The following is a 13,209-nucleotide window of genomic DNA, read 5'->3' as shown; positions in this document are numbered from 1 at the left end:
GGCGCCTTGGCCACCCGCAAGCCAAGGCGCCGCGGTCGGTGGCGTCGCCCTCACTGGTGCAGGTGCCGTGTCCAATCCTCCGGCACCCGGTCGGCGGGCCCTGGCGCGCTCTGCTCCAGCGGACGGTGCGCGGGCGCCGCGAGCGAGGGGCCGCTCTCGTACATCACCTGCTCGCCGTAGTCCCAGAACCATTCCTCGCCCGGCTCGAAGCTTCGCGCGAACCGGTGTCCGGTAGCCGCCGCGTGCGCGCTGGCATGCCGGCTGGGCGAGGAGTCACAGCACCCGATGTGGCCGCACTGGGCGCACCGCCGAAGATGGAACCACCAGCCCGGCGGGGTCGCGGTTTCGCAGTCGGCACAGCCCGTGCCGCTGGGCGGCACCGCGGGATCGATGCCTTCCATCCGCGCCTCCTCCGTACCGCCGCCGTGGGACCCGTTCCGCCACCCGGCGCATTGGCCCCAGCCTAACGCTGTTGCGGGCCCGTTGCTCATCGTGCCCGAACGCGACTTCGCCGTCGTGTCCCTGGCCAACGCCGGCCCGGACGGCCACTCCTTCAACCAGGCGCACGCCGCCAAGATCCACAAGATCATGGACATGGTGGAGGCCGCGGGCGCGCCCCTGGTGAGCCTCAACGACGGCGCGGGCGCGCGCATCCAGGAGGGCGTGACCGCACTCGCCGGCTACGGCGGGATCTTCCAGCGCAACACCCGGGCGTCCGGCGTCATCCCGCTGCTGGACCTGGGGCGTGCCCATCGAGACCATCGCCGATCTCGTCGGGCACGCGGGCACCGCGGTGACGGAGAAGGTGTACCGGCATCAGCCCAGGTCGTTGATCACCAAGGGTGCCGAGACCATGAACGCCGTCTTCGGCGACGAGAAGTCGGTGTCGGTCCGGTGACGGTGGCTCCCCGTTTGGCTCCCGAGAGCGACCAAGATCGAAAAAAGGTCCCGGAGTGATCTCCGAGACCTTCTGAGCTGGTGGAACCGGGTGGGCGATACTGGGTTCGAACCAGTGACCTCTTCGGTGTGAACTTTGCCCACACCTGAACCCACCGACGCCCCCACCTGGCTATGACCAGCAACGACGCGCCGTTACAAGTCAAGACAAGTCACTACCTGTCATGCCCTGCGCCAGCCGAACACCCGCGAGTTCCCCTGAATGCACACCAACACCTTGATCATCTCCCAAATATCTCCCACGCCGGCCGCAGACCACCACAAGCCGGACATTCCCGCTACCAGCGGCGACGCAGAGCAGGCACCAACACCTTCGATGAAGTCACGGATACCAAGCCCCCGTGCGGGCATCGAGCCCCACCACAAGCCAACCGAACGAAACGCCGTCAGCGGGTACCAAGCCCCCGCCCGGGCGTCACAGCGAACACGGCCCAACGCTCGAACGGGTGAACCACGGTGTTGCGCGGCAGCGACCACGGCCCTGCCTGGGCAACGGGGACACCATTCTCCGGTCGCAGGGTCACCCCCTGCTCGGGATGTACGTCCGGAAGGAGCAAGAGCAAGGATCGCGGGTACGCAGCCCCCGCTTGGACGTTACCGCCTGGCGGCCACCATGCGGCGGCTAGCTGGAGATGACCGACACGACTGGTGGAAATTGCACACCCTCGTCGTTGGCATCAAGCCCCCGCACCAGCACGTCGTCAGCCGTTTCCTATGCCACGGATACGACGCCTCCGTTCAGGCGCAGCAGCGACCTCAAGACCATTTAGACAGGGCTTCCGATCGCGGGGATGAGGTTCCCGCTCGAACATCTACTGGCTTATCCCGTGTCAGGTCGCGGATACGAATCCTCCGCGCAGGCGCTACCGCGGCCAGGCAATGATATCCATGACCTTCTCGGGCAGCACCCACATGTCGCAGGTATGAATCCCCTGCGCGGGAAATCATGAGTTTTTACCACATGTCGCAGGAATGAGTCCCCTGCTCGGGAGTTGTCTCGGTAAGTCCTTCGCTGTCGCGGGATCCGGGCCCACAGGCGACTGTCCGACCTGCCGCATCTCCAGGTCGCGGATATAGAGCCTCCGCTAGAGCATCACCTCCCCGTGATCAAGATCGCGGCAAGCGCAGCCTGAGGTCCCCGCTCGGACTCACGACCGCGAACAGCATCGCGGGTATGCGGCCTCCCGTTCAGGCTTTGGCCTGTACCGGCCATCCCGTCAGGTGACCGAGTGGTGATCACAGGACATGATGCCTACCACTCGGTTGTCGCCGACATGAAGAATATGAACCAATGGTCGCGGGATATCTGGCCTCCCGCTCAGGCGTCAGCGCGGAAACCGGCTGTGTGGTGCTCGAGCATGATGTCGCAGGAACGAGGCCCCTGCTGGGGCGCTGTTCTGTCTTCGCCCCAACCCTGTCGCGGATATCAATCCTCCGCTCAAGCGTCGCCAGGTCGGCACGGTCCTGCACGGGATCGTCATCGCGGGTATGGACCACCATCAGATTGTTGTCACGGGTGGGATTCCCCCGCTCGGGCGCGATCATCGCCTCCTGGCCGTCCGCCCGCCGGGCTGTCCGCCAGGGCATCGAGAGGTCGCGGGTAGGAGCCCCCGCGCAGGCGTGATGATCTGTCCGTGAGGAGCACATACATGCCTCCGCGACGGGATGACCCGCGGATCCTGCTTCGACGGCTCGGCAGCGCGGAATGTGAGCGTCCGCCGCGGCGGCCTCCTGAAACCTCCGCGCGGCCTGGTAGGCCGACCACCTCCCCGCTCCATAGTGGCGGGTATGACGCCCCCGCCCAGGCTTCGCTGAATGCCGCCCGCAGCCTTTGTCTCCCGCGCTGCCCATGTCGATGCGTGGACGAGGGTCGGCGGGCATGAGGCCCCCGCTCGGGCGTGAAGCGGCTCCTATTGGAGGGGAGTTGCAGGTATGAGGCCCCTGCCAGGGCTGTGTGGGTTGCGATGTTCTGTTGTCAAGGATCGGGTCCCTGCCGAGGGCGGCCCCCGAGGGAAGCTGGCTGGCCGGGCTGAAAGTGGGGGTCTGGGCCGTTCAGCCGGCGGAGGTCTTGGCGGCCTCCGCGAGCCTGCGGGCGGTGGTGACGTCCTGATCGACCATCCGCGAGCAGCTCGGGCACCACACCATGATCCCGGCGACCCGTTCGTCGGCATCGAGCCTGCCGCCGCAGGCGTGGTGGACGGCCGGGCCGGTGAGCTTGGGCGCGGTGACCGTGACACCGCGGGCCTCGGCGGCGTTGCGGACGAACTGCCGCAGCAGACCGGGGCTGGCGAACTGGCGGTTCACGCGCGCCGCCCGCATCTGGGGGTCATCACCGTCCTCGGCGCGCGGCTTCCTGGAGACGTCGCGGACGCTCCATTCGTCGACCGCGACGAGCGCGGTCTCGTGGGTCAGCCACGCGGCGATCTGCCGGTAGGCCGACTTGCGGCGAGCGACGAGTTTGCGGCGCCCGTGCGCCTCCCAGGTCCACAGGTGTTTGTCCTGGTAGCGCCACTCCTCCAGGTGGCGGGCGACCTTCTCCCACACCTGGGAGTCGGCGCCCGGCACGTCGGGCGACGGGGTGGGTACGCGCCGCTCGCTGCCCTCGGGCCGGTGGTACATGGACAGGGCGAGGGCGGCGAACCGGCCCGGCGACCGCCACTGCCGCAGCGTGCCCTCCGGGTCGAGGACCTCCCGCAGCCACGGGTGCTCGGTGAACCGCTCCAGCAGCCAGGCCCGCAGCTGTTCGATGTTGCGGTCGCGGATGGACCGCAAGCTGTCGTAGTGGGCCCAGGACTTCTGCCAGTCATCGGGGACCACGATCTCCGCCCAGGTCTCGTGGACCCGCAGCCAGGACTTCAGGTCCGGATCGCCGCCCGGGGTGGTGGGGACGCCGACCACGACACCGGCGCGGATCGCTCCATCGGAAAGCTTGCGCCAGCCCAGGTGCAGGGCCGCCAGCGGCCCCTCGGTGCGGGGCTCGGGAGCGGGGACGTTGGCGACGACGGAGACGAACGCCTTCCAGGTGGCGCCGACGCGCTGACGGGTGAGCAGCAGCATGGACACGTCCGCGTCCTCGGGAATCGGCCGGTGGATGACCACGGGCAGCCGTACCAGTTGCTGATGGGTGACGCCGTTCAGCAGCCACCTGTCGCCCAGGTCGCTCACCTTCTCCAGGCGGACCAGCACCTTCGCGGCGGCGTCCAACTCCTCGGCGGTGAGCCCGATCTGCTTGGTGATCTTCGCCCGCGAGGTGCCCATGTAGTTCTTGCCCTTGAGACGGGTCTCGTCGGCCTGCTGGGCCAGAGTGAGCAGCAGGAGGCGGGCGTGCCGGGCAACGACCTCCGACCCCGAGCGCTCGGCGATCAGGGCCGCGCCCTCTTGGCGCAGCCAGTCCTCGGCGGTGTCGATGGCATAGGCGTCGGGGTTTCGGTAGGCACCGGACCCGATCCGCATTTCGATGATCCCGTCCCAGGAGCGCTTGCGGCCCCGGTGAACCGTCACGCGCTCCTCGTCACCGAGCACAGAGGCAGGAAGAATCCGCGCGACGTTGCGCCACTTGCCGGTGGGAGCCGCCAGCACCTGCGGAGACCGGTAGGGGTCTCCTCCGGCGAGCTCGCCCTCCCAGTGCAGCGTCCCGGCCTGGGCATCGAAGATCGCCGTCGCGCCGCCGGACCCGGTGACCGTGACGTCGCCGTTGTAGTCGGCGTACTCCAGGGCCTTCCGCAGGTCGGCCGTCCAGGCGACGTGCGCGCTCTCGGTACCGCGGTTGAAAATCTCAGCGGTGTACGCCAGGCCGCTGGGAGTGTCCTTGACGGTCAGGGCGGTCTTCACGTCGCCCTGACCGTCGAGGGTCACCGGCACCGGGGGGCGCTCCGGCTCGCCGCCGCCGGTGCCGGCGGCGGGACGCCGGGTCATGGACCAGGCGATGGTGACGCGGTCGCCGGAGGCGCGCTGCAGCTGGACCGCGATCGTGCCCGAGCCGTCCCAGCGGCGGAACCGCAGCCCGGCCGGGCGGCCGTCCCTGCGGTCGGACTGCACCCGCTTCACGGCGGCCTGAAAGTTGCTCAGGGCTTCGTTGTAGGAGGCCCAGAACAGGCCACCGTTGGTGAACGTGGCGTAGGTGCGCTTGATCTCCGCGCGCCGCTGCGCGTCGGCCTCTCGCAGCAACGGCTTGACCTCGGGGCTGTTGCGCAGCCGCCGCTTCAGCTCCTTCACCCGGGCGGCCGCCTCCTTGCGGTGGGCGCGCGCGGCCTTGACCGCCTCGGCGGTCTCGGTGGCGACCTTCTGGCTGCGCTTGGCCTGCCGCTCGGCGGCGGCCGCCTTCTCGGCCGCCTCGACGGCGGCGGTGGCGTCCTCCAGCCGCTTGAGCGCGGAGGCGATGTCGGGGTGGGCGGCGTAGGCGTCGGCGATGCGCTGCTCGTGGCGGTGCTCGATCTCGACGAGGGCGTTGTGGCAGTCATGCGCGCGCCGCATCTCCTCGATGACCGCGTCGGGCAGCTGCGACTTGATCACCGCGTACTGGTACACCGTCGTGCGGGTGGGGCGTGTGGTGCTGTGGGTCATGTGCGGCTCCCGCGGGGGTACGGGTGGTGACATCCATATCGTTCTTCAATTTGGCCTAACACGAGGACCATAGCACGTGTGCCACGCGAGGGGCATGTGCACGGAATCGCCCGCAAGACCGGCCTTTCAGAGGACGCAGCGGGCATCATGCCCGTAGTGAGTACGTATCGCAAGTACTCATTACAGATTGTCACCCGCCATCTGTTCTCGCAGTCATGCCACAGGGCACCGCCCCAGCCACCCCGGTTCGCCCGCTTCACCCGTCCACGATTTGGCCTAAGCTGCAACCCACTTCACCGACATGGGAGACCGCCATGGCACGGCACCTCACCCTGACCCGGCCCCGCTCCCGCGACTCCGGGGTCCAGCTCACCCTCGACTACGGCCAGCCCCGGGCGACCGCCTCCGTCTATGCGCCGACCGGACGGCGCCGCCTGTGGTGGCTCTCCTACCGCTGCCCGCACTGCCACGGGACCCACCTCGGCCGCTCCCGCCGGTTCGGCGACATCGAGGGCACCCGCCGCTCTGGCTGCGGCCGGATGATCTGGCTCGACATCGCCACGGTCGACACCAAGGGCGACACCCAGATCCGCGGCCGTCTCGGCGCCTGACGCCCGCCACTCCAGGGGCCCCTGAGCGCCCTGGCGCGCGGCCAGGCACGGACGGCACGGCGTACCCGCCCGGCAGCGAGAAAGGGGGCAACCTGAGGTTGCCCCCTTTCGGGTGCATGGCCGCGCCGCGCGCCGGCCCGGCGGGCGCCCCCCGAAGCGAGGGAGCGGGCGGCGCGCCCCGCCGCCCACCCGCCACCGTCATGCCGCGTCCGCCTCCACACCGGACGCGCTCTCGATCGCGGTCTTGATGTCGGCCGCCAGCGCGGTCAGCACGCGGGCGCGGAACCCGGTCTGGGTGGTGCGGACCTTCTTGGCCTGCATGTCCGCGTACAGGTCCCCCACCGCCCCCAGCAGCGCCCGCGCACCCTCCAGGGTGGTGGTGACGTAGGCGTTGGCCCCCGCCCCCGCCTTGCGGACCTCGGCGGCGCCGATGTCGGCCAGCAGACCGGCGTCCCGCTCACCGTCCAGCCGCCCGGCCAGGAAGTTCAGCATCCGCAGCCCGACCCGCAGCCGCAGCGTGGCGTCGCCCTCGACGACCGCCTGCGCCTCGTCCGCCGCCTCCTTCGCCTCCGGCTCGGGCGCGGTCTGGTCCGTGGCCTCCTCGGCGAGGATCGCGGTGCAGGTGCCGCAGACGGGCAGGTCGGCCCGCTCGCCCTCGGCCGGGATGGTGGCGTTGGCCTCGCAGGGGACGGTGCCGTCGGGGCGGGTGGGGTGCTTGCGCTTGCCGGTCTTGGTGGCGACGTAGGTGATGGTCATCGGTTCCTCCGTGGTAGTGCCGTTCGCTTATGTCTTTAAGTTTGGCCTACTTGAGAGACTATGTCAAGCCTCGCGACCAAGGTTCGCGACCCGACTCGACCACGCGGCACATATCGCGAGATGGCCCGCATCTTTGGCCTAGCGGATTGACTTAGACACTGAATTAGGCCAAACTTTGAGACATAGCGACGCCGAAGGGAGCCACGATGCAGCACACCACCAGCACCGCGCACTGCCACCGCTGCGCGCGTCCGCTGACCTCCGCCGCCAGCATCGCCCGCCACTACGGCTCCCACTGCCGAACCCTCATCCGTGCCGCCACCCGCTTCCTCGCCACGACCGCCTTCGCCGACAAGCCCCGGCTGGTCGCCAAGGCGGAGGAGCTGATTGAGGCGGGCGGCATCGTCCGCCTGCGCGGCCAGGTCTTCTGGACCACCGGCAGCAGCGGCGACACCTACCTCACTCACCCCAACGCCTGCACCTGCATGGCCGGACTGCGCGGCAAGCACCTATGCCACCACCGCATCGCCGCAGCGATCCTCGCCGCCACCTACACCCCCCGCAGCACCACCCCCGCACCCGTGCCCGCCCCCGCGCCCGTCCCGGCCGCTGCCACCCAGACCCCTCACGCGGCGAACCGGCACACCATGCGCCGCCCCATCCCGCTCGGGCCGCCCCCGGCCTCCGCCGGCATCGGCCTGGCCGCCGCCTGAGACCACCACACACCCCCCGGATAAAAGGAAGAAACACGATGACCAAGGTCAGCGACTCCCTGCTGGAGAAGATCAGCGCGCTGCTGCGCAAGGCCGAGGGCACCGACAACGCCGAGGAGGCCGAGGCGTACACCGCCAAGGCCACCGAGCTGATCGCCAAGTACGGCATCGACCAGGCCATGATCCCGCAGGGCGAGCCGGGCGCCAACAAGGCCAGCGACCACAAGATCACTTGTCGTCGGCCGTGGGCCATGGAGAAGGCCCAGCTGTGCGGCTGGCTCGCCCAGGCGCTGCGCTGCGAGGTCGTCCTGCTGCCCAGCGGCGGTAAGGGCTGGGTCACCGTCCACATCTTCGGCTACGACAGCGACCTGCGGCGCTCGGAGATGCTGTACAACTCCCTGGTCGTCCAGATGACCAACGCCCTGGCCGCGGCCACCGTCCCGCCGAACACCCGCAGCCCCCGCGCTTGGCGCCGATCCTTCCTCCTGGGATTCAGCACCACGGTCGTCGGGCGCGTGAAGGTCATCGAGGACCGCGCCGCGGCGCAGGCGCACCGGGACAGCGGAGGCAAGGCCGAGCTGGTGCTGGCCGACCGCGCGGCCGTGGCTCGCCGCCTGCTGGAGGACTACTACCCGCTGCCCGGCAAGAAGAAGAAGACCACCTACACCGGCTCCGGCTACCACGACGGCCGGACCGCAGGGGAACGCGCCGACATCGGCCAGCCGAAGGTCGGCGGCCGCCGACCCCGCGGAACCCTGGGCCGCTGACCCGACCCGGGGGCGCCCCGGCGCCCGCCCGCCCGGGGCGCCCCCGCACCGCCACTCCCCTTCCCCGCACGGGCCGCGACCGGCCCGCCCTGCGAAAGGAATCACCGTGAAGATCATCGCCCGCCCGCCGACCGGCACCCCCCTGCCGAGCGGCACCCACGCCGCCGTCCCGGCGCGTCTGACCGCCGACGCCGGACTCAACTTCCCGGTCGTGCTGACGGCGGCCGCATGGAACGACTGCGTCCGATGGCCGGCCGACACCCCCGGAGGGGACGAGGACGGCCGCCTGTACGACCTGGTCTGGATGACCTCCCGCGCCCTGCGCACCGCCCAGCGGCAGGGCGTGACCCCGGTGACCGTGCACCGCGTGCCCCTCGGGAACACCGAGCTCGGCCCGCAGGAGGTCACCCTGACCGCCGAAATCCGCACCAGTGACGACGACACCCCGCTGATCGTCATCGACCAACCCGCACACCCAACCCCTGATCGAAATGAGGAAGCAATGAGCGACGACAACACCCGCACAACCGCCACGATGTCCCCGCAGACCCGTGTCACCTCCCTCCGGCTGGTCGCCGAGCTCACCGTTCACATCCTCGATGACACCGGTCTCGACGAGGACGCGGCCGTGGCCATCGCGGGGACCATCGACGGCACCCGCACGCGCATCGGCTGGGACCCCACGCGCCCCGAGGCGTGGGCCGAGGTCACCGACACCACGCTCCTCGCCCTGAAGGGCCAGGAGCTGTACGGCCTCACGCTCGCCCAGGCCCGCGTGCTGCTGCGGCAGGCCGTGGAGCAAATCGACCCCGCCTACCTCGTTGACGACCAGCAGGAGCTGATTGAGATCGTGCGCAGGCACCTGCCCACCGACGACTACTGGGGCGACCAGTAACAGGCTTCAAGTCCGCAGCCCCAACCGGTACCGCCGCCAGTGCCCCGAGGAAAGACGCCGGGGCACTGGCGGCGACCGCCCGCCGTTCCGTCCGCCCCCCTTCCCCTGTTGAAGGAGACCTCCCCATGGCCACAACCGCCTCCCTCTCGCCCGCGATGCGCGCCGCTCTGATCGCCGCGGTCGGCACCGACGGCTGCTACCTGTCCTGCCGGGCCGCGACCACGCAGGCCCTCGTCCGCCGCGGCCTGGCGGTCCACGATCTCGACAACCCCTCCAGGTGGTTCCTCACCCCAGAGGGACGGACGGCCGGGGCACGGCTGTTGGACCGGGACCGGTCGCCCCTGCAGCCGGGTGACGTGGTCGTCTACCACGGCTCGATCGACTACGAGCGGGGCAACGAGTACGTGGTGCTGGAAGAGACGAAGGGCCGTTACCGGATCGCCGACCTGGAGGACCAGACCTACAGGCTCAGGCAGGTGCGACGGGAGTCGATGTCGCGGACCGGCCGCCGGGTGGACGTGGAGGAGGAGCCATCCGACTTGACAATGTCTCTGAATTAGGCCAAACTTAGAGACATAAGGACGATGGCAGCAAGGAGGAGAACCGGTGACCATCCTGACGATCACCAGCCACGGCCACTCCCCCCAGACCTACCGCTACACCCTCACCGCGCCGATCGCCGGCCCCTACGAGCTGCTGCTCCGGGAGCGCACCCGCGCGCCGGAGGCCGCCAAGATCCTCATGGCCCACGGCTACACGCGCTCGCAGGCGCTGCGCGCGATGACCACCGCCGTCCGCCACGGCATCGCGATCATCGGCATCCCCAACCCGAACTGACCCGCCGGGGCGGGGCGACCACACCCGGCCGCCCCGCCCCGGCCCGCCCACCACAGCCCGAGGGAGGACCGCATGGCCACCACCCCCCACAGCACCCCCGCCAACCGCATCCGCTGCGACTACCACCTCGGCGACTTCGCCCAGCAGAGCACCGCCTCGGCATTCGAGACCTCCCAGATCTGCCGATGCGTCGAGGTCCTGTGCACGGCCGAGGACGACGGGTTCCACCAGCACGTCTACGAGGTCGGTGGCCCGATCGCCCTCGCCGCCCGCGTCATCCACCACCTGCACGCCTGGATGGACGAGCACCTCGCCACCCATCCCCAGCAGACCGCCTACACCCTGGAACGGCCCGGCAAGGGCAGCGAGAACCACACCTCCCTGGAGTCGGCGTTCACCGCCATCGGTATCCGTGACATCCCGATCGTCAGCTGCACCGTCGACCCCAGCGAGCCCGACCCGGCCCAGATCCTGGCGCTGCCGCTCGGCGCCAGCTACAACAGCCTGACCGTCACCTGCCGCTCCTGGCCCCGCGAGGCCACGCAGACACCGAAGTTCCTCGCCGCCATCGCGCTCGACGGACCTGAGGAGAAGCGGGCCGACGCGATCGGGGAAGCCCTCGGCACCCCCGAGCACGTGACCCTGACAGCCGACCACGACATGGCCTTCCCCGAGCACTGGTGCCAGTGCACGACCCCGGCGGCCGACGCGATCCGCTTCGAGCGCTGGAGCGCCGCCGGACGCATCGCCCACGGCTACGTCTGCCCGCACATCACCTGCCGCCGCCTCGTCCAGTCCGGCTAGCCCCCGGGGGCAGCCCCCGGCCGCCGGGGGCTGCCCCAGCCCACCATCATCAGAACCACCACCCGTACACCCAGGAGTCACGATGTCCGACCCTCGCCAGACCTTCACCGCCCGCCAGGTCGCGGCGCAGCTGCTGGCCACGCTGCGGATGATGGACAACGCCACCGACGACCGCCTCCACCGCCACAGCATCCAGCACGGCGCCTGGCCCTGGGCGGACGTCGTAAAGGCATACCGGCACGCACTGGCCAAGATCCCCGGCGTGCCCCTGGCCACGGTGGAACGCATCATCGACCGGACCTGCTGCGGGGAGGACCTGGACGCGGTGCTGGCCGAGCTGGCGCCCAACACGCTGGAAGCAGCCCGCGACCAGGGCGCCAGCGAGCCGGGCACCGGGCACCTCCCCCAGACCGAGATCAGCACCCTGGATGACGACGTCAACGTGACGGTCGGCGAAGCACCGCCCCTGGGCGGCACCGCCCGCCACATGCAGATCGGCATCGACCTCCCGCTCGACACCCAGGCCGCATTCGCCTACCTCGACACCCACAGCGTCCAGCAGCTCCGCGACATGGCCGACATGTGGCTGCGCATCCACGACCACACATCCGGCCAGCCGATCGACTACGGTCAGCTCGCCACCTCCTTCGAGGCGATCGGCGACGCCATCGCACGCTGGCGCGCGGGCGACCTCACCGCAGAGCAGGCATTGGAAAGCGTCGCCGAACAGCTCGGCGCGTAGGACGACCGCTGACCTCCAGACGTCTGTGGGGCCGGGCCTTATCCAGATCTCCCCTTGCACCCCGGCCCCACAGACCCAGCTTCAACCCCCTGAGGAGACCCGTGTCGGAACTGCCCAAGTGGCCCCGGCTGCTGGTCACCGGAGACCCTGTGACCCGCGAGCAGGCCAACGAGATCATCATCCGCACCCACAGCCCGATCCTGTGGGCCAACGACCAGGAGTGGAACCAGCAGGTCGCCGCCGCCTACGGCATCCCGCTCGACCGCCACGGCCAGCCCATCTGGCGCGAGGCCAGGGACGTCTACGCCGAGTTGGGCTGCCTGGACCTGGCCTACCTGCACAACCACCAGATCATCAGCAGCTGGATCGGAGGCTGCCACGGCTGGTGCGACTGGGACGGCACCATCGGCTGCTCGAACTACAACATCGGCAAATGGCCGACCAGAGAAGAGGTCCAGGACGACCTGGACACCATCGCCGCGGCATGGCCGTTCCTGACGATGGACGTCCAGCTCGTCGACGTCGATGAGAACGAGACCGTGCGGGAGCTGCTGGCAATGTGGCGTGTCCGCGACGGCCGGGCCGTGTTCGTCGAGCCCGGCGAGCTGGTCGCCCGGCCCACCGGTCCTGATCTGCTCGGGTTCGTCCTGGCACTGGCGGTCCCTGGAGGAACCGCGTGGGAGCGCGGGGTCTCTCTGAGCCGGTTGCGCGAGGCCCTGGCACAGGTCCGCGGCCAGATGCCGGCACAGGGCCAGGACGACGCGCGGTAACGTCCCGAAATCGACCGATCTCCATCGGTCGGCTCGTCCGCTGCCCGGATGTCCGGCTTGGCGGTTACGCTGGACCCTGCGACGCATCCTCCTCTGGACTGGACCGCTAGACATGGATGCGAGAAGGCCCCCGCGCCCTGCGACGTGGGGGCCTTCCTACTGCTCGCCCGTCAGGCGAGGCCGCCCTTCTTCAGCTGCGCGGTGAACGCACTCCACTCCTCGGGGGTGAAGACCAGCGCGGGCCCTTCGGGGTCGACACTGTCGCGGACCGCCACGATGCCGGGCAAGTTCTGAGCGACCTCGACGCAGGTGTTGCTCGCGTCCCCGCTGTGGGAGCTCTTCCGCCAGGCAGCACGCGAGAGGTCGAACGACTGGGATGGACTGGACATGGACTGGACCTTTACTAGTCGGCAGCGGCGCGGATGAACGCCGCTGATTCCTGCGGATCGAGCGCCACCTCCCGGAGGCGCTCAAACGCGACATTACATCGCGTCACTTTCTGGGAGTTCTCCAAGTAGACGACTCCGTGGAAGCCCTCAACGTAGGCGACGGGCGGGTCCGCCGGCTCGGCGAAGCCCAGCACGATGAACGCACCGTCCAGGCCCATGTGCGCGCCGACGGCCGCTGGCAGAACCTGGATGGTCACGTTGGGACGACGTGCCTCGGTTAGGAGCCGGTCAATCTGGGCGCGCAGGACCTCGGGTCCGCCGATTGGCCGGGACAGGACCGCCTCGTCGAGGATGACGTGCAGGTGCGGTGGGTTCTCGATGCGGGTGATGATCGCCTGGCGGGCC

14 protein-coding genes and 1 pseudogene are annotated in these 13,209 nt (G+C 69.8%); 10 read left to right on the top strand and 5 right to left on the bottom strand.

The window, feature by feature from the left end; all coding sequences use genetic code 11:
* Positions 1–50: 50 nt before the first annotated feature.
* On the bottom strand, positions 51–401 hold the full coding sequence (locus ABD811_RS39550) for a UBP-type zinc finger domain-containing protein (RefSeq protein ID WP_344958106.1): 351 nt from the start codon (positions 399–401) through the stop codon (positions 51–53).
* Between the two features lie 157 nt (positions 402–558).
* Here ABD811_RS39550 and ABD811_RS39545 point away from each other — a divergent pair.
* Positions 559–741 (top strand): annotated as a pseudogene (locus ABD811_RS39545) (carboxyl transferase domain-containing protein); the annotation flags it as partial.
* Between the two features lie 2,268 nt (positions 742–3,009).
* Here the strand turns inward: ABD811_RS39545 and ABD811_RS39540 are convergent.
* Positions 3,010–5,520 carry a hypothetical protein gene (locus tag ABD811_RS39540; protein WP_344958104.1) on the bottom strand — a complete coding sequence of 837 codons (2,511 nt, stop codon included), beginning with the start codon at positions 5,518–5,520 and terminating at the stop codon, positions 3,010–3,012.
* 314 nt (positions 5,521–5,834) lie between these two features.
* On the opposite strand from ABD811_RS39540, the gene ABD811_RS39535 reads away from it, so the two are divergent.
* Positions 5,835–6,131: a hypothetical protein gene (locus tag ABD811_RS39535; RefSeq protein WP_344958102.1), complete on the top strand. Its 297-nt coding sequence runs from the start codon at positions 5,835–5,837 to the stop codon at positions 6,129–6,131.
* A 198-nt stretch (positions 6,132–6,329) separates the two neighbouring features.
* Here the strand turns inward: ABD811_RS39535 and ABD811_RS39530 are convergent, their stop codons facing one another.
* Positions 6,330–6,887: a hypothetical protein gene (locus tag ABD811_RS39530; protein WP_344958100.1), complete on the bottom strand. Its 558-nt coding sequence runs from the start codon at positions 6,885–6,887 to the stop codon at positions 6,330–6,332.
* A 206-nt stretch (positions 6,888–7,093) separates the two neighbouring features.
* On the opposite strand from ABD811_RS39530, the gene ABD811_RS39525 reads away from it, so the two are divergent.
* The 8 genes from ABD811_RS39525 (at position 7,094) to ABD811_RS39490 (ending at position 12,415) form a co-directional block, all read left to right on the top strand.
* Positions 7,094–7,600, top strand: coding sequence for a DUF6011 domain-containing protein (locus ABD811_RS39525; RefSeq protein WP_344958098.1), 507 nt, complete (start codon positions 7,094–7,096; stop codon positions 7,598–7,600).
* 38 nt (positions 7,601–7,638) lie between these two features.
* Positions 7,639–8,367, top strand: coding sequence for a DUF2786 domain-containing protein (locus tag ABD811_RS39520; RefSeq protein WP_344958096.1), 729 nt, complete (start codon positions 7,639–7,641; stop codon positions 8,365–8,367).
* A gap of 106 nt (positions 8,368–8,473) precedes the next feature.
* Positions 8,474–9,262 carry a hypothetical protein gene (locus ABD811_RS39515; RefSeq protein ID WP_344958093.1) on the top strand — a complete coding sequence of 263 codons (789 nt, stop codon included), beginning with the start codon at positions 8,474–8,476 and terminating at the stop codon, positions 9,260–9,262.
* A 125-nt stretch (positions 9,263–9,387) separates the two neighbouring features.
* The gene (locus tag ABD811_RS39510) at positions 9,388–9,822 is read left to right on the top strand and encodes a hypothetical protein (protein ID WP_344958091.1); all 435 of its coding nucleotides are present in this window, start codon (positions 9,388–9,390) and stop codon (positions 9,820–9,822) included.
* 46 nt (positions 9,823–9,868) lie between these two features.
* Positions 9,869–10,099: a hypothetical protein gene (locus tag ABD811_RS39505; RefSeq protein ID WP_344958089.1), complete on the top strand. Its 231-nt coding sequence runs from the start codon at positions 9,869–9,871 to the stop codon at positions 10,097–10,099.
* A gap of 72 nt (positions 10,100–10,171) precedes the next feature.
* Positions 10,172–10,903 carry a hypothetical protein gene (locus tag ABD811_RS39500; RefSeq protein WP_344958088.1) on the top strand — a complete coding sequence of 244 codons (732 nt, stop codon included), beginning with the start codon at positions 10,172–10,174 and terminating at the stop codon, positions 10,901–10,903.
* An 82-nt stretch (positions 10,904–10,985) separates the two neighbouring features.
* Complete coding sequence (locus tag ABD811_RS39495; RefSeq protein WP_344958086.1) at positions 10,986–11,645, top strand: hypothetical protein; 660 nt, start codon at positions 10,986–10,988, stop codon at positions 11,643–11,645.
* Between the two features lie 101 nt (positions 11,646–11,746).
* Positions 11,747–12,415, top strand: coding sequence for a hypothetical protein (locus tag ABD811_RS39490; RefSeq protein ID WP_344958084.1), 669 nt, complete (start codon positions 11,747–11,749; stop codon positions 12,413–12,415).
* A 170-nt stretch (positions 12,416–12,585) separates the two neighbouring features.
* Here the strand turns inward: ABD811_RS39490 and ABD811_RS39485 are convergent, their stop codons facing one another.
* Positions 12,586–12,804: a DUF397 domain-containing protein gene (locus ABD811_RS39485; RefSeq protein WP_344958083.1), complete on the bottom strand. Its 219-nt coding sequence runs from the start codon at positions 12,802–12,804 to the stop codon at positions 12,586–12,588.
* 14 nt (positions 12,805–12,818) lie between these two features.
* Positions 12,819–13,209: DUF5753 domain-containing protein (locus ABD811_RS39480; RefSeq protein ID WP_344958081.1), on the bottom strand; the 391-nt coding region annotated here is incomplete at its 5' end.

Origin of the sequence: Actinomadura miaoliensis, from assembly GCF_039536785.1 — a bacterium.
Classification (GTDB): Bacteria; Actinomycetota; Actinomycetes; order Streptosporangiales; family Streptosporangiaceae; genus Spirillospora; species Spirillospora miaoliensis.
Note: the sequence above shows the minus strand (reverse complement) of the source record. Positions and strands in the feature narration are given on the sequence as shown.

Excerpts from the sequence above, each read along its gene's own strand:
- ABD811_RS39550 (WP_344958106.1), bottom strand. The coding sequence starts at position 401 with ATGGAAGGCATCGATCCCGCGGTGCCGCCCAGCGGCACGGGCTGTGCC.
- ABD811_RS39540 (WP_344958104.1), bottom strand. The coding sequence starts at position 5,520 with ATGACCCACAGCACCACACGCCCCACCCGCACGACGGTGTACCAGTAC.
- ABD811_RS39535 (WP_344958102.1), top strand. The coding sequence starts at position 5,835 with ATGGCACGGCACCTCACCCTGACCCGGCCCCGCTCCCGCGACTCCGGG.
- ABD811_RS39530 (WP_344958100.1), bottom strand. The coding sequence starts at position 6,887 with ATGACCATCACCTACGTCGCCACCAAGACCGGCAAGCGCAAGCACCCC.
- ABD811_RS39525 (WP_344958098.1), top strand. The coding sequence starts at position 7,094 with ATGCAGCACACCACCAGCACCGCGCACTGCCACCGCTGCGCGCGTCCG.
- ABD811_RS39520 (WP_344958096.1), top strand. The coding sequence starts at position 7,639 with ATGACCAAGGTCAGCGACTCCCTGCTGGAGAAGATCAGCGCGCTGCTG.
- ABD811_RS39510 (WP_344958091.1), top strand. The coding sequence starts at position 9,388 with ATGGCCACAACCGCCTCCCTCTCGCCCGCGATGCGCGCCGCTCTGATC.
- ABD811_RS39500 (WP_344958088.1), top strand. The coding sequence starts at position 10,172 with ATGGCCACCACCCCCCACAGCACCCCCGCCAACCGCATCCGCTGCGAC.
- ABD811_RS39495 (WP_344958086.1), top strand. The coding sequence starts at position 10,986 with ATGTCCGACCCTCGCCAGACCTTCACCGCCCGCCAGGTCGCGGCGCAG.
- ABD811_RS39485 (WP_344958083.1), bottom strand. The coding sequence starts at position 12,804 with ATGTCCAGTCCATCCCAGTCGTTCGACCTCTCGCGTGCTGCCTGGCGG.